Origin of the sequence: Vibrio sp. LQ2 (genome assembly GCF_023920125.1) — a bacterium.
Classification (GTDB): Bacteria; Pseudomonadota; Gammaproteobacteria; order Enterobacterales; family Vibrionaceae; genus Vibrio; species Vibrio fluvialis.
In genome coordinates this window covers 3381573-3400178 of sequence record NZ_CP085308.1, presented here as the reverse complement: position 1 = coordinate 3400178, position 18606 = coordinate 3381573, and the positions used below count along the sequence as shown (strand labels likewise).

Sequence of the window (18606 nt, the reverse complement as noted above, 5' to 3'; positions counted from 1 at the left end):
CTTTGGTAACGGGCAGGTATGAGTTCCCGTTACCAAAAGGTTCCGCGGCGTTTGGCGCGAGCGATGATGTTTTCCGGCATGCGTTGTTCCAGCCCTTGGCGCAGAATCGCAATGCGGTTATGGGTACGTTTGTCCGCCGTGACTGAGTTGTACAGCCAGCGGTATGCATCTTCGTAGTCGAGCGGGCTGCCATAATCACGCAGCAACAGTTCCGCCAGCTGAATACGCGCATTCAGGTTACCCATAGCCGCCGCTTCACGCAGGTATGGGATCGCGCGCTCTTTGTCCTGCTGCACCAGTGTGCCACGCGAATAGTAACGCCCTAACTGCTCCAGTGCTTCCGGCAGGCCCTGATGCGCAGCGTTTTCCATGTAGTAAAGCCCCAGCTCCACATCCTGGTTCACACACACGCCCCACGCCAGCATGTCGCCATACAAAAACTCGTACGACGGTAGATTGATGCGGGTTGCACGGGCAACGATGTCTTCCACCAACTGACAGTTATCAGCCTTCACACGCTCAAGGTGCTTATTTTCTGAGATTAATTTGATCAGCTCTGCTTCTGAATAGATCGGCACGGGTTCTCCGACTTCCGCCACACTGGCGTGACTGAAAGTCGAATAAAATGCTAACACTAGAGAAGCGGCTACCGTTCGTAGCTTCATACCTGCACTCTTCGTTCACTCCGATAGCCATAACAGTATAGCGCTTCATCGGCGCTGGCTCGGTCTGATTCCTGTATCGGCCATTTGGCGGCACGCTTTAGTGAAAACTTACCAATCGGCGACAATTTTTTGCCACCAGTGCACAAAATAGCATCACCTCAGAGAAAGCAACAGGTATAAAAAAGCCGACCTGTTTGGCCGGCTTTTCAATATCAACAGTTCAAATTACACGTTGAATGGGTGTACTTTGATGATGGTTTCGTTACGGTCTGGGCCCGTAGAGATGATGTCAACCGGAACGCCAGTCAGCTCTTCGATACGTTTGATGTAATCAAGCGCAGTTTGAGGCAGCGCATCGATAGATTTAGCACCGAACGTTTTTTCAGACCAACCAGGCATGGTTTCGTAGATAGGCGTTACGTTTTCGTACGCATCTGCAGCCATTGGCGAGACTTCAAGCACAGAACCGTCAGCCATTTGGTAACCAGTACAGATCTTGATTTCTTCTAGACCGTCTAAGACGTCCAGTTTGGTCATACAGAAACCTGTAATTGAGTTGATTTGAATAGCACGACGCATGGCAACCGCATCGAACCAACCAGTACGACGCAGACGACCCGTTGTTGCACCAAATTCAGCGCCAACAGTACCCAAATGCTTACCAACTGGATCTTGCTTCTCTTTACCATCGTATAGTTCTGTCGGGAACGGACCTGCACCCACACGAGTACAGTACGCTTTCGCAATACCCAGAATGTAACCCAAGTGACGAGGGCCAAAACCAGAACCTGCCGCAACGCCACCTGCCGTGGTGTTAGAAGAAGTTACGTATGGGTAAGTACCGTGGTCGATGTCCAGCAGTGTGCCTTGTGCACCTTCGAACATGATCTTGTCGCCGCGCTTACGTGCTGCATCCAGCTCGTCAGTCACGTCAATCACCATGGAAGTCAGCAGATCGGCGTAACCCATGGCTTGTTCAAGCACGTCTTCGTAGCTGACAGGTTCAACTTTGTAGAAGTGTTCTAGCTGGAAGTTATGGAAAGTCATAACTTCTTTTAGTTTCTCAGCGAATGCGGCACGGTCAAACAGGTCGCCAACGCGCAGACCACGACGTGCTACTTTGTCTTCGTAAGCTGGACCGATACCACGACCAGTCGTACCAATTGCTTTATTACCACGAGCAGCTTCACGCGCTTGGTCCAGAGCAATGTGGTAAGGAAGAATCAGAGGACAAGCTTCAGAAATGAAAAGACGCTCTTTAACAGGAACACCGCGGTCTTCTAGACCAGTCATTTCTTTGATAAGTGCATCTGGTGAAAGTACAACACCGTTACCGATAATGCATTTCACGTTGTTGCGAAGGATACCTGATGGAATCAAGTGAAGAACGGTTTTCTCACCGTCGATTACTAGAGTGTGACCTGCGTTGTGACCGCCTTGGTAGCGAACCACGTATTTTGCATCTTCAGTTAAAAGGTCTACGATTTTACCTTTACCTTCGTCACCCCATTGGGTGCCAAGAACGACTACGTTATTTCCCATCTTTCCAAGTCTGTTGCTAGTTAAAAATGGATTCTAGCACCGAATCTGATTCGATGCAGTCATTTTTTAAGCATGAAAATGTCTTAAAAAATGACGGATAAAATCCATTCAGTTATGACAAAAATATTCACTCATCTGCATAAATTTTGACGAGTAAATCCCCTTGGCGATCGATGCCTGCGCGGTACATGCCACTGCTGTTCATGGCGAAGTGAATCTCACCCGATGCGTCAATCGCGATCAAGCCGCCCTCGCCACCCATCGTTTTCAGTTCGCCCTGAATCACCTGCTCACACGCGGTATGCACATCTTCACCCAGATAACGCATACGCGCCGCCACATCGCCCGCCACCATTTTGCGAATAAAGAACTCACCCATGCCCGTCGTCGATACCGCCACATTACCGTTTTCTGCCACGGTGCCAGCACCAATCAGCGGTGAATCGCCAACCCTTCCAAACTTCTTGTTGGTGATACCGCCTGTACTGGTCGCGGCCGCCAAATTACCCAACTGGTCGAGCGCCACCGCACCAACGGTGCCAAACTTCTTGTCATCCGGATATTTGGACTCTGAAAGCGCAAACAGCCCTTTTGATTTCATCGATTGCAGCTGTTCATAACGGCGCTCAGTGAAAAAGTAATCTTGTTCGGTATAGTCGTAGCCGAGCCCAAACGCAAACTCTTCCGCCCCTTCGCCCATCAGCAGAACATGGTCGCTGTGGCGCATCACATCACGCGCCAGCTCAATCGGGTTACGAATATGACGCACACCCGCGACTGCACCCGCATCCATGTGGCGACCGTGCATCACCGAGGCATCCATTTCGACCATTTCTTTGTTGGTCAGCACTGAGCCTTTGCCTGCATTGAACAGCGGTGAGTCTTCCAACACTTTGACCGCCGCGACCACAGCATCCAGCGCATCACCGCCCTCGCTCAGCAATTGATGTCCAGCGCGCACTGACTGTTCCAGTACCATCAGGATGTCGTTTTTCAGCTCCTCGCTCATCTGTGAGCGTAAAATGGTGCCGGCGCCACCGTGAATAGCGATAGCAAAAGGTTGAGACATGTTCGATTCCTTAACCGTCAAACGGCAAATCCTGCCGCAGAGCGCGCTGGATTACAGCGCATAAAAAAGCGCCAACCGATCACTCGATTCGCGCTTTCTGTGTCTTGCTCCGGCCAAGGCGTTTACCTCGGCCGCAGTCGCTTGTCACTGAGACTTAGTGGCAGTGACCGCCGCCACAGCAGCCGCCTTCGTGATCATGACCGTGATCGTGGTCGTGATCATGGCCACCGCAACAACCGCCTTCGTGGTCGTGATCGTGTGCCTGGTGGATGTGACCGTGTGCGATCTCATCTTCAGTCGCTTCGCGCAGTGCCACCACTTCGCATTCGAATGTCAGAGTGTGGCCAGCCAGCATGTGGTTACCATCAACCACCACTTCGTCGCCGTCGACTTCTGTGATTTCAACTGGGATTGGACCTTGGTCAGTGTCTGCCAGGAAACGCATGCCCACTTCGATTTGATCTACGCCTTGGAAAACGTCAGCTGGTACGCGCTGAACCAGCGCATCGCTGTGCTCGCCGTATGCGTCTTCAGGTGCGATAGTCGCAGTGAATTTGTCACCAGCAACTTTGCCTTCCAGTTCACGCTCAAGACCAATGATCAGGTTGTTGTGACCATGCAGGTAATCCAGTGGTGCTTCCACTGTTGATTGGTCAACCACGATGCCATCTTCCAGTTTGACTTGGTAGGCAAGGCTTACAACCACGTTCTTTTCAATTTTCATAACGGCTCCAAGGAGTTGTGTATTCAATACTCAATTCGCGCCAACATGCTGACGACTGAGATGGCCGATATTATGGAGTAATCCCCCAGTCACCTCAAGCCATCTGTGATCGCCGCTCCGTTGAAGACAGGCTGAATCTCCATGTTGGCGGCGCTTGCGGCGATTTATTCCGGTTTAAAAATACCGATCATCTGATCGCTGCCATGCTCACTGCTTTCCACCGATTTCGGTTTGCGCTGCTCGTGATAGTCACACTCGACACACTCGACCAGCTCAATGTTGTTTTCTATCCACCAGCGCAGCGTATCCTGCGCCTTGCAGCTCGGGCAACTCGCGCCGGCGATAAAGCGTTTCTTTGATTTTACGTTATTGCTGTTCACGTCTTGGTCCTGTTACTTTTCCCAATAGCCGCGCGATTGACGATCGTTGTCCATCTCACGGCCAAAAATTTCTTCCAGCTCTTTACGTGCTTCTTTGGCGCGTAATGTCAGTTTTTTATCTTCACTGTGTTGCGGCAGCAGCTCTTTAAGCATTGCACTGTCGAGCCTGCGGAAATGCGCTTCGGCCCGCTTCGCCTCATACGGATGCATGCCCAGCGTAACCAGAGCCTGTCGGCCGAGATCCAGCGCGCCGAGGAACATTTCTCGCGAATAACGCTCCACGCCGTGGTTGAGCAGTTGATACGCTTCCACCCGGCTGCGGGCACGGGCGAGGATCTTCATGCGCGGGAAATGATGCTGACACAGCTCGACAATTTTCATCACTTCATCCGGTGCGTCGGTACAAATCACGATGGCTTCCGCCTCATCCGCTCCCGCCGCGCGCAGCAGTTCGAGATGTGTGGCATCGCCGTAAAACACCTTGTAACCATATTTGCGCAGCAGTTTAATCTGACTCGGGTCACTCTCCAGCACGGTGATTTTAATCTTATTCGCGTACATCAGACGACCGACAATTTGGCCAAAGCGGCCAAATCCGGCAATGATCACACGGGGTTCTTTGTTGACGATATCACTGTCGAGCGCTTCATCTGCCGATACATTGAGGTTGCGCGCAAACCATTTGCGTTGCGCAGCGAGGATCAGCGGTGTCGTCACCATCGACAAGCTCACGACCACCAGCAGGAATGACACCTGCTCACTGTGCAGTAAACCTTCACCCCTGGCCGCAGTGAAGATCACAAACGCAAATTCACCGCCCTGACTGAGAATCGCCGCCATGTTACTGCGCGCTTTAGCCCGCGTGCCGGATAAACGGGCCAGCAGATACAAAATCAGCCCTTTGACCACCACCAAGCCAACGACCGCCAGCAGCACCTGCACGGGCAATAAAGCCAGCAGGCCGAGGTCAACCGCCATACCGACCGCGATGAAAAACAGACCGAGCAACAGACCTTTAAACGGCTCAATCGCAATTTCCAGTTCATGGCGAAATTCACTCTCCGCCAGCAGTACACCCGCAAGGAAGGTACCCAGCGCCATCGATAAACCGAGATTTTGCATCAGCAGCGCAATGCCGATCACCAGCAACAGCGCAGCGACGGTGAACAACTCACGCACGCCACTCAGCACAATATAACGAAACAGCGGACTGAGCAGATAATGACCGCCAACCAGCAGACCAACTATGCCACACAGCATCCACACGCCATCCAGCCAGTTTCCCGCAGTATTCCCCGCCAACACTGGCATCAATGCCAGCATCGGGATCACCGCGATATCCTGAAACAAGAGCACCGCAAATCCCGACTGCCCGGTTTCACTGCGCGACAGCCCCTGCTCTTCAATCACACGCAGCGCAATCGCGGTCGAAGAAAGCGCCAGCCCCATTCCGACCACTAGGCTGCTCTGCCAGGCAAGCCCCAATAAATGAGAAACACTGGCCAGCACTGCCCCCGTGACCAACACCTGCGCGCCGCCCAGGCCCAGAATCGGACCGCGCATCTGCCACAGTTTTTTCGGGTTCAACTCAAGACCAATCAGAAACAGCAGCAGCACCACGCCAAATTCGGCGAAATGCAGAATCGCGTTCACATCGCTGATGAGTCCCAGCCCCCACGGACCAATCGCGACCCCAGCCAGCAAATAGCCGAGTACCGACCCCAAGCCCGCGCGCTGCGCCAGCGGCACTGCCACCACAGCAGCCGTCAGGAACACCACTCCGCTCTGCAGGAAATCTCCGGTTAACGAGGCCATGTTACAGTCCTCCTCCGCTGAATGGGTCTTGCAGCCACTGATAATATTCTTCCGCGTGCTGATAACGTTCTACTTCGCTGACGTTGCGCGCCCAGTACAACACCAACGGTTCCACCCACTGCATGCAGCACAGTGCTGCGGTCAGTTCAAATGGCTGGAGAATTTCGCCGATGGTATAGCGGTTGTAGCCCTCTTTGGTGAATGCATCCCGATGACCACCGGTGGTCACCACGCTACGCCACACTTTGTCTTTCATCGCGCTTTCATTGCCGAACGCAAAGCCTTTGCCGAGCACGCGGTCAATCCACTCTTTCAACAGTGCCGGGCAGGAATACATGTACAACGGATGCTGGAACACAATGACGTCATACTGCAGCACACGCTGGTGCTCGGTATTCACATCAATGAAGAAGTCAGGATAAGTGGCATAAAGATCGAGGATAGTGACGTGTTCCAGTGTGGCGATCTTTTTGATCATCACCTGATTGGCAACCGAATGATCCGGCTCAGGGTGTGCGTACACCACCAGAACTCTGGGCTTATTGGCTGTGAACGTTTCAGCGTTTGTCATTCCTTGACCACACTCCGTTTTGTTAACAATAAGTGACTTAGCATCATAACCCAATTTGCATAATGATCGACATTTATCCTTATTCCCCCTACTATTCCGGGCGAAAAAGTTTAAGGCCAAGACAGACGATATTTTTATGATTACCTTCTCTGACATTCAGTTACTGCGCGGTGGAAAACCACTGCTCGATCAGGCTTCGGCCACCATTCAGCTCGGCGACAAAGTCGGCCTGGTCGGGAAGAACGGCTGCGGTAAATCCACGCTGTTCGCACTGCTGAAAGACGAACTGAGTATTGATGCCGGTTCGTTCAGTAAACCGGCGCAATGGGAACTGGCCTGGGTGGCACAGGAAACTCCGGCACTGGATCGCAGCGCACTGGAATACGTCATTGACGGCGATCGTGAATACCGTGATTTAGAACGCCAGTTGGCCCAAGCCGAGCTGGCGGATAACGGCAACAAAGTGGCCGAGCTGCACGGCCACATCGAAACCATCGGCGGCTACAGCATTCGTGCCCGCGCTTCCGAGCTGCTTGATGGTCTGGGCTTTTCTCAGGAACAGATGAGCTGGAGTCTGACTCAGTTCTCCGGTGGTTGGCGTATGCGCCTCAACCTGGCTCAGGCGCTGATTTGCCGCTCAGACCTGCTGCTGCTCGACGAACCGACCAACCACCTGGATTTGGATGCCGTCATGTGGTTGGAACGCTGGTTACAAAGCTATCCGGGCACGCTGATCCTGATCTCGCACGACCGCGATTTTCTTGATCCGATCGTCGGCCGCATCATTCATATCGAAAACGAAAAGCTCAACGAGTACACCGGTAACTACTCATCGTTTGAAACTCAGCGCGCGCAGAAGATGCTGCAACAACAAGCCATGTTCCAGAAGCAACAAAAGCAGATGGCACACATGCAAAGTTACATCGACCGCTTCCGTTACAAAGCATCCAAAGCCCGCCAGGCGCAGAGCCGTATTAAGGCTCTGGAGCGGATGGAGAAAGTGCTGCCGGCGCAATTTGATAACCCGTTCAGCTTTGAGTTTCGCGAGCCATCGGCGCTGCCAAACCCCATTCTGATGATGGATGAAGTCAGCGCAGGCTACGGTGATCATCTGATTCTGGAAAAAATTCGCCTCAATCTGGTCCCGGGCAGCCGCATCGGTCTGCTGGGTCGCAACGGCGCCGGTAAATCCACGCTGATCAAACTGCTGTCGGGTGAACTGAAACAGCAAGGCGGTGACCTGACCTATTCGCAGGGCGTGAAGATCGGTTACTTTGCCCAGCATCAACTAGAAACACTGCATCCGGAAGAAACGCCGCTGCAACACATGATGCAGATTGCCCCCGACAAGAACGAGCTGGAACTGCGTAACTATCTGGGCAGCTTCGGTTTCCACGGCGACAAAGCACTGGATAAAGTTGGCCCGTTTTCCGGCGGTGAAAAAGCGCGTTTAGTCTTAGCGCTGATCGTGTGGCAAAAACCCAACCTGTTATTGCTCGACGAACCGACCAACCACCTGGATCTCGACATGCGACAGGCGCTGACGTTTGCACTGCAAAGCTTTGAAGGCGCAATGGTGATCGTCAGCCACGACCGCTACCTGCTGCGCGCCACGACCGATGATCTGTACTTAGTGCATGACCACCAAGTTGCGCCGTTTGATGGTGACCTGACGGACTACTACAAGTGGCTGACCGATCAACAAAAAGCCGAACGTAAAGAGACACAGGCGCAAGCTCCGGCGAAAGACAACACCAACAGCGCCGCGGCGAAGAAAGAGCAGAAACGCCGTGAAGCCGATTTTCGCAAACAAACCGCACCAATTCGCAAAAAGCTGACACAGCTGGAAACGAAAATGGATAAGTTGAATGCCATTGTCGCCGAGGCTGAGGAACAATTGTCCGATTCCTCACTGTATGATGCGGAAAATAAAGCTAAACTTACTCAAGTACTCGCTACTCAGGCCAGTGCCAAGTCCGAACTCGAAGAAATCGAAATGGACTGGATGGCAGAGCAGGAAGTCTTGGAAGAGATGGAACAGGAGTTCAACAGTCAATGAGCCAAGAGCACGTCAGAATCCCTCTAACGCTGGAAAGATTATGGCAATTCAGTTTGCAGTATTACAGCGTGCGCGAGGTGAAAGAGGCGTGCTTAAGCCTGCAGAATAACTTCAACGGCAACGTCAATCTGCTGCTGCTGCTCAAGTACCTCGACGAGCAGCAGGTGACGCCGCAGGAACACGACTGGCAACAGGTGGTTGACTGTCTCAGCCGCTCCGAAACACTGATCCACAGCTATCGCGACATGCGCCGCAAGATGAAAGCGCATCTGCCGGATACGCTCTACCGCGAAGCGCTGCAATTTGAACTGCAACTCGAAAAACAGCAGCAATCGGATTTGGTCGACTGCATCAATCGGCTGACGCTGGAAAATAGCCACGGTGAAGCCCTGACACTGCGTTACTGTCGCCAACTCGGCGCAGAGCATCTGGGCACCGTGTTTATGAAGCCAGTACCACCATCCTTCTGATCCCGCCTGTTTTGGGCAACGCTTCATAAAAAACCACCACGACTCGCCGAATACGCCAATCTGGGGTAACTTGGGTATATACTCATTAAATCACTTTGTATTGGTTTGAATTATGACCCAGTTTGTTGCCGCAACCGGCCTGAAAAACCCGCATCTGCAAACGCTGTTTCCGCGTTTTATTCGAAAGAAAGCACTGTTTGAACCGGTGTGGCAGACGCTGGATACTCCGGACGGCGACTTTCTCGATCTCGCCTGGAGCGAAGACCCACACCACGCTAACGCGCAAAACAAACCGCTGTTTGTGCTGTTTCACGGTTTAGAAGGTTGCTTCTACAGCCCTTATGCCAATGGCCTGATGCACGCGTTTGCCCGCGACGGCTGGCTGTCAGTGATGATGCATTTTCGTGGCTGCAGCGGCAAACCGAATCATCTGGCTCGCGCTTACCACTCCGGAGAAGTGCAGGATGCGCGCTTTGTGCTGGAAACCCTGCGCGAACAATTTCCTGAGCAGACCATGATTGCGGTCGGCATTTCGCTCGGCGGCAATATGCTGGTCAACTATCTGGCCGAGTTCAATGCCGATCCCATAGTCAGCGCAGCGACCGTGGTCTCGGCGCCGCTCGATCTCGCTGCCTGTTCTGAGCGCATTGAACGCGGCTTTTCCAAGCTCTACCGCACTTACCTGTTGTCGTCGCTCAAACACAATGCGCTGCAAAAGCATCACCTGCTCAAGGGCGAACTGGGCTTGTCCTATCACAGCATCAAACGCGTGACCCGTTTGCAGGAGTTTGATGACCTGATCACCGCGCCGCTCCACGGTTTCAAGGACGCGCAGGATTACTACCAGCGCTGCTCGGGGATCAACAAGCTGAAAGACATTCGCGTGCCCACGCAAATCATCCATGCCAAGGACGATCCGTTCATGACCGATGCGGTGATCCCGAAATTTGTCCTGCCGGAAAACATCGATTACCGTCTGTTTGATCAGGGCGGCCATGTCGGCTTTCTCAGCGGGTCGCTGCTCAAGCCGCAATTCTGGCTCGAACAATCCCTGCCGGCTTACTACGCCAGTCTGCGCGATAAAACCTAGTGCGTTGCCAAGTTGCTGCGACCTGACGCTGGACCGCTGAGGCGTTATACTTGGCAGCATTCAACCACGAACATAAAAGCAAGAGGTATTTATGATCGTTCCGTGGCAGCAAATTGCGCCCGATACGCTCGACAGTCTGATTCGTGAATTCGTGCTGCGCGAAGGCACCGATTACGGTGAAGTCGAGATTTCTCTGCAAGATAAAGTCGATCAGGTTAAGGCTCTGTTGCAATCCGGAGAAGCCGTGATCGTCTATTCAGAATTGCATGAAACCGTTGATATAAAAGTCAATCATCGTTAACGGGTGACAACAGCAAAGTTTTACGTGCTATAGTGATTCGGCTTGGGCTGTACTGATACAGCCCTGTTTTAAGGACTCAGAGACAAGGTTTGTCATGTCAGCGAAACACCCAATTATTGCCGTCACCGGTTCGTCGGGCGCCGGCACAACCACGACCTCAGAAGCGTTCCGTAAGATGTTCAATATGATGGACATCAAGCCCGCTTGGGTGGAAGGCGACAGCTTCCACCGCTTTACCCGTCCGGAAATGGACGTCGAGATTCGCAAGGCGCGCGAGCAAGGCCGCCACATCAGCTATTTTGGTCCGCAAGCCAACGACTTTACCGCACTGGAAGACTTTTTCCGCCAGTTTGGGAAATCCGGCACCGGCCAGGTCAGACGCTATCTGCACTCGTTTGACGAAGCCGTGCCCTACAATCAGATGCCGGGCACCTTTACCCCATGGCAACAACTGCCGGAAAACTCCGATGTACTGTTCTACGAAGGACTGCACGGCGGCGTGGTGGATGGCGAAGTGAACGTCGCGCAGCACGTCGATTTTCTGATTGGCATGGTGCCGATTGTGAACTTGGAATGGATTCAAAAATACGTACGTGACACGCGCGATCGCGGCCATTCCCGGGAAGCGGTGATGGACTCCATCGTGCGTTCCATGGACGATTACCTCAACTACATTACGCCGCAGTTCTCGCGCACCCACATTAACTTTCAGCGTGTGCCGACCGTCGATACCTCCAACCCGCTCAACGCGAAAGGCATCCCCAGTCTGGATGAAAGTTTTGTCGTCATTCGCCTGCGTGGGATTAAAAACGTCGACTACCCTTACCTGCTGGCGATGATTGATGGTTCGTTCATGTCGCGTCACAACACCATCGTGGTGCCGGGCGGGAAAATGGGATTTGCGATGGAGCTGATCGTCAGGCCGCTCCTGCAACAATTGATAGAATCAGGGAAAATTGGCTAGTCAACGCCCTACTGTGTCGATTACTTTTCATACCGTGATCATGTGCACAGTTTTGCGTAGATTATCCCCTGTCCTACACGATTAAAATCAAGAAATCGTTTTGGAAAAAGGATACTATTCCATACCGAAACACAAGATAACTTGCAGCAATAAGAAAGTCCTCTTATTCTAGTGAATCCAAATAAGGCTTCGCTAAAATATGGATAGCAGCAAGCGTACCCTGCAGAGGAAGTGAGATATTATGGTTCTAGGTAAACCTCAAACCGACCCGACACTAGAGTGGTTTCTTTCACATTGTCACATTCATAAGTACCCTTCAAAAAGCACGCTAATTCACGCGGGCGAAAAAGCAGAGACTTTGTACTACATCGTTAAAGGTTCTGTTGCGGTACTGATCAAAGATGAAGAAGGTAAGGAGATGATTCTGTCTTACCTGAACCAAGGTGACTTCATCGGTGAGCTTGGCTTGTTTGAAGAAGGTCAGGAGCGTACTGCCTGGGTTCGTGCAAAATCTCCTTGTGAAGTCGCGGAAATTTCATTCAAGAAATTCCGTCAGCTGATTCAGGTTAACCCGGACATCCTAATGCGCCTGTCTGGCCAGATGGCTCGCCGTCTGCAAGTGACTAGCCAAAAAGTGGGTGACCTGGCGTTCCTAGACGTAACTGGTCGCATCGCGCAGACCCTACTGAACCTGGCGAAACAACCAGACGCCATGACCCATCCAGACGGTATGCAAATCAAGATCACTCGTCAGGAAATCGGTCAAATCGTTGGTTGTTCTCGTGAAACCGTTGGCCGCATCCTGAAGATGCTGGAAGAGCAGAACCTGATTTCTGCACACGGTAAGACTATCGTGGTATACGGTACTCGTTAATCGTCACCGAGACAGAATAAGAAAAGCCACCTTGCGGTGGCTTTTTTATTTGCTTGTGGCCAGGAGAGAGGAAGGTTGTCCGCCACTGGACTACAGACAACCCAAAGCCACTCGCGAAATTACTTGCTGTCGGTACTTTCGAAAATCTTGTCTGCAGAAGCGGCCACAAAGCCGGTGTAAAGTTCACCGTTGCCCATTGGGTAGCGCTTGGCAAACTCATAAAAGCCGCCCGGAATGATTTCTATGCCTTCAATGAAGGTCACCGGCACTTTGTCTGCCATCGTTGATGACTGCTCCAGCAGCACCTCTGGTGAGCCCTTCACTTCGCCACCAGATTCGTTGATGGTAAAGCCTGCGCTGCGCAGATGATCGTTCACCTGTTTCACTTCATCCAACGCATTCAGCTGGTTAACGCTCACCGTAAAATGGTTGGCACCATAACCGTGTGCTGCCAGCCAAGAGGCGTATTCGCTCTCTTTCGCCAGTTGCAGATAATCGGCATAGCTCAGATCCCACAGACGGCCACCGTAGAGGAAAGCATCGCCTTCCAGCTTCGTGGCATCAACTTGCGCCACCAGCTTAGCAACAATCGCTTGTAGCTCTGGTGAACACTCTTCCACTTTCAATTCACTGATGAACACTTTGGGTTGCAGCGGATCCGGATGCTCGAAATGTTTCGCTACCAGTTTTTTGCTTTCAAACACGTAATCACCGCACGGCTTGTAGCCCAGCGCCAGAAACGGTTTCGCCAACGTATCAATCCCCAGCGGTGCCACGTTAAACGTACGCAGGGCGATGTGATCGTTGATCAGCGCTTCGTCTTCCTGAAGCAACTGGTGTACTTTGTCGGCCGACGGGCAAAGACGTCGAATATAGTCATTCCATAGGGATTCAAAGAGAACTGCTGGCGTCATAACGCCTCCTTGTCTGCGCTGCTCTGCAAGCAACCTGGGTTATTGGATTCTGTTGCCCAAGTGACCACTCACTACTTGGGGCTAATATGAATATTTATTGTTGTAATAGTAAAAAGTGGCTACCCGGTCCGAAGCCCGAGAAGGACCGGGTAGCCTTCAGCCTGTGACGTTAGCTAAATCATCAATTACAGTTCGATACCCGGACTCAACGTGGCTGGCAGTTCGGTTGCCGAACCTTCCATCGACGCCATCGGGTAGGCACAGTAGTCCGCCGCGTAGAACGCGCTTGGACGCAGGTTACCCGACGCACCCGGACCACCGAATGGCGCATCGCCACTCGCGCCCGTCAGCTGACGGTTGCGGTTCACAATGCCGGCGCGAATGTGGTCAACAAAGTATTCCCATTCGCTGTCATCGGTGGTGACCAGGCCAGCCGACAGGCCAAACTGGGTGTCATTGGCCAGTTCAACCGCCTGAGCCAACGTTTCGTAACGCACCACTTGCAGCAGCGGGCCGAAGTACTCTTCGTCCGGCAGCTCGGCAATCGGGGTCACATCGATAATACCCGGAGTCACAAACGCCGCTTCCAGACCGCGCGCTTCAACCAGAATTTCGCCGCCTAAAGATTGCAGGTTTGCCTGCGCTTTGAGAATAAAGTCCGCGGCCGCTTTGGATATTTGTGGCCCCATAAACGGTGCGGGTTCAGCAAATGGCTGGTCGATGCGCAGTTTCTGAGTCGCTTCAACCAGACGCGTGATCAGCGCATCGCCTTTATCGCCGTGTGGTACGTACAAACGACGAGCACAGGTACAACGCTGACCGGCACTGATGAAGGCCGATTGAATGATGGTATAAACGGTGGAATCCAGGTCGCCGTAGTGATCAGAGATCACCATCGGGTTGTTGCCGCCCATTTCCAGCGCCAGCATTTTACCTGGCTGACCCGCAAACTGACGGTGCAGCAGATGACCCGTGTTGGCACTGCCAGTAAACAGCAGCCCATCGATACCTTTTGACTGTGCCAGCGCAATCCCGGTCTCTTTACCGCCTTGTACCAGGTTCAGAACGCCCTTAGGCAGACCCGCTTCTTCCCACAGTTTCATCGCGACTTCACCCGTCCAAGGTGTTTGTTCAGACGGTTTGAATACCACGGTGTTACCCGCCAGCAGCGCTGGAACGATGTGGCCGTTTGGCAGATGGCCCGGGAAGTTGTACGGCCCAAAGACCGCCATCACGCCCAGCGGACGATGACGCAGCACGATTTGGTTGCCCGCCGCTTCACGCACGGTTTCACCGGTACGGTCGTGGTAAGCACGAATCGAGATCGCAATCTTACCAGCCATCGCAGCGGCTTCCGTGCGGGTTTCCCAAATCGGTTTACCGGTTTCTTTAGCAATCACTTCAGCGATCGCTTCAGCGTTGGCTTTGACCTTTTCAGCAAACGCCAGCACTACTTTTTCGCGTTCCGCGAATGGCAGTTTCTTCCACTCAACAAACGCAGCGCGCGCGGCTTTTACGGCATCTTCAACCTGAGCTGGCGTGGCACTGTCGCCCTGCCAGACAATTTCGTTGTTGTATGGGCTCAAAGAGGTGAAGTGTTCACCCTGACCAGCCACCCATTGACCGGCAATCCACTGAGTCATTGTCTTATCCTTCAATTCGTTACTGTGCTCTGACTATTGAGCAAGGATGCGCAGGAAGTCGCCATTGTCGACTTGCAGCGCTTCAGCCACTTTAGGCGCAATAATCACGGTTCCACGCTCACGGTTATAGGCTGCTTTCGCCGCCGTCGCGCGGAAATGTTCAAAAGAGGTATTACACATCAGGAAATCCTGCGAGCTGGAGTGCTCGGCGATTTCCACTTTGGCACGCACGGAATCACGTACCGATTCGATATTGCGCAGGTCACATTCTACTGACGGGCCCGCATCAAAAATGTCCACATAGTTGCGGCAAGTGAAGCCTTCTTTTTCCAGTAGCGCCAGCGCCGGGCGGGTTTTCTCATGCACCTGACCAATCACTGCCTGCGCTTCTTTGCTCAGCAAGTTGATGTAAATCGGCAGTTTCGGCATCAGATCGGCAATGAAGCCTTTCTTGCCAATACCTGTCAGGTAATCCGCCATGGTGAAGTCGATTGAGAAAAAGTGTTCCTGCAACCATTTCCAGAACGGTGAGTTACCCTGTTCATCAGAGACACCGCGCATTTCAGCGAAGATGGTTTTAGAGAAACGATGCGGATGTTCCGCCATCATCAGGAAACGACATTTCGACATCAGACGCCCGTTCAGGCCTTCACGGAACGGAGCGCGCAGAAACAGCGTGCAGATTTCCGAACAACCGGTGTAGTTGTTACCAAACGTCAGCAGCTTAACCACATTGTTGACGCCCAGTTTTGGCGATGCGTGCACGATGGTGCTGATGTGGTAAGAGTAAAACGGAATATCCCAGCCCACGGAAGCTTCAACGCCTGTGGTGCCCGCAACTTCCCCCGTTTCGGAATCAAAGCCAACCATCAGGTAGCCTTCATCGCCCGGCTGGTTCACGTCGGGTTTGGTAAAGCTGTATTCGGAATGTTTAATGCGATTGGTTAACAGTTCTTCGTTAACCGGCAATGAGGTGAATCCATGACCCGATTCCACTGCGCAGGTGTGCAGCGCCTCGTAGTCTGAAATTGCAATAGGGCGAACAACTAGCATCAATACTCCCTCCAGATGCAAACAGGTCTGAATGCCTCGACCTGATAACGTCGCCATACCGCCCCCATCCCATGGGTTTGGTATGGCGTACGGGCTCGCTTAAACTAGGGTAGCAATTGCTTTGTCTAGTCGTGCTAAGCCTTCTTCGATTTCTTCTTTAGTAATAATCAATGATGGGGTCATACGAACAACGTTCGCACCGGCCACCAACAGCATCAGACCTTGTTTACCTGATGCGACCAACACGTCACGCGCACGGCCTTGCCACTCGTCGTTCAGCGCCGCACCTAACAGCAGGCCCTGACCACGAACTTCTTTGAACAGGTTGTACTTCGCGTTGATCTTTTGCAGACCTTCACGGAACAGTGCTTCACGCTCTTTGACGCCAGCCAACGTTTCTGGCTTGCTCACCACATCCACGACGGCTTCTGCAACCGCACATGCCAGCGGGTTACCGCCGTAGGTCGAACCGTGCACGCCCACTTTCATGTGCTCTGCCAGTTTCGATGTTGTCAGCATCGCGCCGATTGGGAAACCGCCGCCCAGTGATTTGGCTGTGCTCAGAATGTCCGGCGTCACACCGATACCTTGGTAAGCGTAGAAGTGACCGGTACGACCGTTACCCGTTTGCACTTCATCGAAAATCAGCAGCGCATTGTGTTTGTCACACAGCTCACGCACAGCCTGAACAAATTCTGGTGTTGGCGACACAATACCGCCTTCGCCTTGCAGAGGTTCCATCATGACAGCACAAGTGCGGTCAGAGATGTGCGCCTGCAGCGCTTCCACATCGTTGTATGGCAGATGCGTCACATCACCTGGTTTTGGACCAAAACCGTCCGAGTAAGCCTCTTGGCCACCCACAGTCACGGTGAAGAATGTACGGCCGTGGAAACCTTGTTTAAATGCAATGATTTCAGACTTTTCAGGGCCATAAACATCCGCAGCGTAACGACGTGCCAGCTTCAGTGCCGCTTCGTTTGCTTCGGCGCCCGAGTTAGCAAAGAACACTTTTTCCGCAAAGCTGATTTCAGTCAGCTTCTTCGCCAGACGCAGTGCTGGTTCGTTTGTCATCACGTTGCTCAGATGCCAAAGCTTGTTGCCCTGCTCTGTCAACGCGTTCACCATTGCTGGATGACAATGACCTAAACAGCTCACCGCGATACCGCCGGCAAAATCGATGTACTCGTTGCCCTGCTGATCCCACACACGTGAGCCCTGTCCCTTAACCGGGATGAATTCCATCGGGTTGTAACAAGGCACCATTACCTCATCAAACAAACCGCGTTCTACTTTAATTTCCACTGTCATTGCACATTCCTTCTCGATACCGCATGCCTGGCAGAAAGGCAGTCCTTTCACAAAATCCCGACGTTGAGATTTTGTTTTGCATATAAGCCGATGCAGCATTGTATTTACAAATTATTAACCAATTCAATAGTGATTTATTCTTTCAGCCAGCCGATTCAGCTCACAATCTTCACCACTCGTGATTATTTATGCACCAAGTAAACGCTTTTATGAAGTACTTTTTCATTATGGGTAAAAAAAGCCGTGCCACACCACGGTCAGATCAGGCGTAGCAATGGATCGGCAGGATCTACGGCGAATAAATTTTCAATGTAGAAAAAAAGAAATTTAGATGACGAAAATGTTAAGAATAGTGATCGTGATCAGGAAAAATCGCGCAGGCACCCACGACCACGATTCGGCGGCAGCGTACGGTTTTACTGGGATGAGGGATTATCGGCGCAGGAAATTGGCCAGCAGTTCATGGCCTTGCTCGGTTTTGATCGATTCCGGATGGAACTGCACTGCATCAATAGGCAGAGTTTTATGCTGGTAGCCCATGATCTCGTCCGGAGTGCCATCCGGCAGCTCCGTCCAAGCCGTCAGCTCAAAACAGTCCGGTAAGGTGCCGTTTTTCACCACCAGCGAATGGTAGCGCGTGACGGTGAGCGGATTATTGAGTCCGGCGAACACGCTGCGCCCAGTATGACGCACCGGAGAAGTCTTTCCGTGCATCACCTGACGGGCACGCACCACTTCACCACCGAACACCTGCGCAATCGCCTGATGGCCGAGGCACACCCCCAGAATCGGCAGCCGGCCGGCAAAATGCTCAATCGCCGCCAGTGAAATGCCGGCTTCATTCGGCGTACATGGCCCCGGTGAAATCACCAGATGGCTTGGCGCCAGCGCTTCAATTTGCTCCAGCGTGACTTCATCGTTACGCACCACTTTCACCGTCGCACCCAACTCGCAAAAGTACTGGTAGAGGTTGTAAGTGAATGAGTCGTAATTATCGATAATCAGAAGCATAACGTCGCCAGCGTGAGACAAGAATCCCTCGCATTCTACAAATCAGCGCGCCAGATTCAATCAATAAAGCAGATTTCATCACGTTTCTCTCATCTTCGACTTAAGAATAATGGCACGGCCATTTTCATTAGCTACCATTAATTTAGTTAT

18 protein-coding genes are annotated in these 18606 nt (G+C 52.4%); 6 read left to right on the top strand and 12 right to left on the bottom strand.

The window, feature by feature from the left end:
• Positions 1-29 precede the first annotated feature (29 nt).
• The 7 genes from LGV68_RS15840 to kefG all read right to left on the bottom strand — a co-directional run bounded on the left by LGV68_RS15840 (position 30) and on the right by kefG (position 6766).
• Positions 30-665, bottom strand: coding sequence for a tetratricopeptide repeat protein (locus LGV68_RS15840; RefSeq protein ID WP_024373776.1), 636 nt, complete (start codon positions 663-665; stop codon positions 30-32).
• A 225-nt stretch (positions 666-890) separates the two neighbouring features.
• Positions 891-2207 (bottom strand): adenylosuccinate synthase, encoded by a 1317-nt coding sequence (locus LGV68_RS15835; protein WP_020329470.1) that lies wholly within the window; start codon positions 2205-2207, stop codon positions 891-893.
• Positions 2208-2334: 127 nt separating this feature from the next.
• Positions 2335-3276 carry an isoaspartyl peptidase/L-asparaginase gene (locus tag LGV68_RS15830; RefSeq protein ID WP_020329469.1) on the bottom strand — a complete coding sequence of 314 codons (942 nt, stop codon included), beginning with the start codon at positions 3274-3276 and terminating at the stop codon, positions 2335-2337.
• Positions 3277-3430: 154 nt separating this feature from the next.
• Positions 3431-4000, bottom strand: a complete 570-nt coding sequence (gene slyD / locus LGV68_RS15825; protein ID WP_020329468.1) for a peptidylprolyl isomerase — start codon at positions 3998-4000, stop codon at positions 3431-3433.
• A gap of 164 nt (positions 4001-4164) precedes the next feature.
• A complete protein-coding gene (locus LGV68_RS15820; RefSeq protein ID WP_020329467.1) occupies positions 4165-4380 on the bottom strand; it encodes a YheV family putative zinc ribbon protein in 216 nt (71 codons plus the stop codon).
• A 12-nt stretch (positions 4381-4392) separates the two neighbouring features.
• Entirely contained in the window at positions 4393-6195 is a 1803-nt protein-coding gene (gene kefB, locus LGV68_RS15815) for a glutathione-regulated potassium-efflux system protein KefB (RefSeq protein WP_252535661.1), read from the bottom strand.
• Between the two features lies 1 nt (position 6196).
• Positions 6197-6766, bottom strand: a complete 570-nt coding sequence (gene kefG / locus LGV68_RS15810) for a glutathione-regulated potassium-efflux system ancillary protein KefG (RefSeq protein ID WP_055451931.1) — start codon at positions 6764-6766, stop codon at positions 6197-6199.
• Between the two features lie 136 nt (positions 6767-6902).
• Between kefG and LGV68_RS15805 the strand changes: the two genes are divergently transcribed.
• From LGV68_RS15805 to crp, 6 genes are all read left to right on the top strand, one after another.
• Positions 6903-8825: an ABC transporter ATP-binding protein gene (locus LGV68_RS15805; protein WP_252535660.1), complete on the top strand. Its 1923-nt coding sequence runs from the start codon at positions 6903-6905 to the stop codon at positions 8823-8825.
• Entirely contained in the window at positions 8822-9295 is a 474-nt protein-coding gene (locus tag LGV68_RS15800) for a TIGR02444 family protein (RefSeq protein ID WP_020329463.1), read from the top strand. Before LGV68_RS15805 ends, LGV68_RS15800 begins: the two co-directional genes overlap by 4 nt.
• Before the next feature lie 112 nt (positions 9296-9407).
• Positions 9408-10385 carry a hydrolase gene (locus LGV68_RS15795; protein ID WP_020329462.1) on the top strand — a complete coding sequence of 326 codons (978 nt, stop codon included), beginning with the start codon at positions 9408-9410 and terminating at the stop codon, positions 10383-10385.
• A 91-nt stretch (positions 10386-10476) separates the two neighbouring features.
• A complete protein-coding gene (locus LGV68_RS15790; protein WP_020329461.1) occupies positions 10477-10686 on the top strand; it encodes a YheU family protein in 210 nt (69 codons plus the stop codon).
• 94 nt (positions 10687-10780) lie between these two features.
• Positions 10781-11650 carry a phosphoribulokinase gene (locus tag LGV68_RS15785; RefSeq protein WP_004728583.1) on the top strand — a complete coding sequence of 290 codons (870 nt, stop codon included), beginning with the start codon at positions 10781-10783 and terminating at the stop codon, positions 11648-11650.
• Positions 11651-11891: 241 nt separating this feature from the next.
• Positions 11892-12524 carry a cAMP-activated global transcriptional regulator CRP gene (gene crp / locus LGV68_RS15780; RefSeq protein ID WP_004728582.1) on the top strand — a complete coding sequence of 211 codons (633 nt, stop codon included), beginning with the start codon at positions 11892-11894 and terminating at the stop codon, positions 12522-12524.
• 119 nt (positions 12525-12643) lie between these two features.
• Here crp and LGV68_RS15775 read toward each other — a convergent pair whose 3' ends face one another.
• The 5 genes from LGV68_RS15775 to LGV68_RS15755 form a co-directional block, all read right to left on the bottom strand.
• The gene (locus LGV68_RS15775) at positions 12644-13438 is read right to left on the bottom strand and encodes a DUF1338 domain-containing protein (protein WP_252535659.1); all 795 of its coding nucleotides are present in this window, start codon (positions 13436-13438) and stop codon (positions 12644-12646) included.
• A 185-nt stretch (positions 13439-13623) separates the two neighbouring features.
• On the bottom strand, positions 13624-15081 hold the full coding sequence (gene astD / locus LGV68_RS15770; protein WP_020329459.1) for a succinylglutamate-semialdehyde dehydrogenase: 1458 nt from the start codon (positions 15079-15081) through the stop codon (positions 13624-13626).
• A 33-nt stretch (positions 15082-15114) separates the two neighbouring features.
• Positions 15115-16134 (bottom strand): arginine N-succinyltransferase, encoded by a 1020-nt coding sequence (gene astA / locus LGV68_RS15765; protein ID WP_020329458.1) that lies wholly within the window; start codon positions 16132-16134, stop codon positions 15115-15117.
• 99 nt (positions 16135-16233) lie between these two features.
• Entirely contained in the window at positions 16234-17445 is a 1212-nt protein-coding gene (locus LGV68_RS15760) for an aspartate aminotransferase family protein (RefSeq protein ID WP_158147082.1), read from the bottom strand.
• Positions 17446-17877: 432 nt separating this feature from the next.
• Positions 17878-18456, bottom strand: coding sequence for an aminodeoxychorismate/anthranilate synthase component II (locus tag LGV68_RS15755; RefSeq protein WP_024374087.1), 579 nt, complete (start codon positions 18454-18456; stop codon positions 17878-17880).
• Positions 18457-18606: the final 150 nt, after the last annotated feature.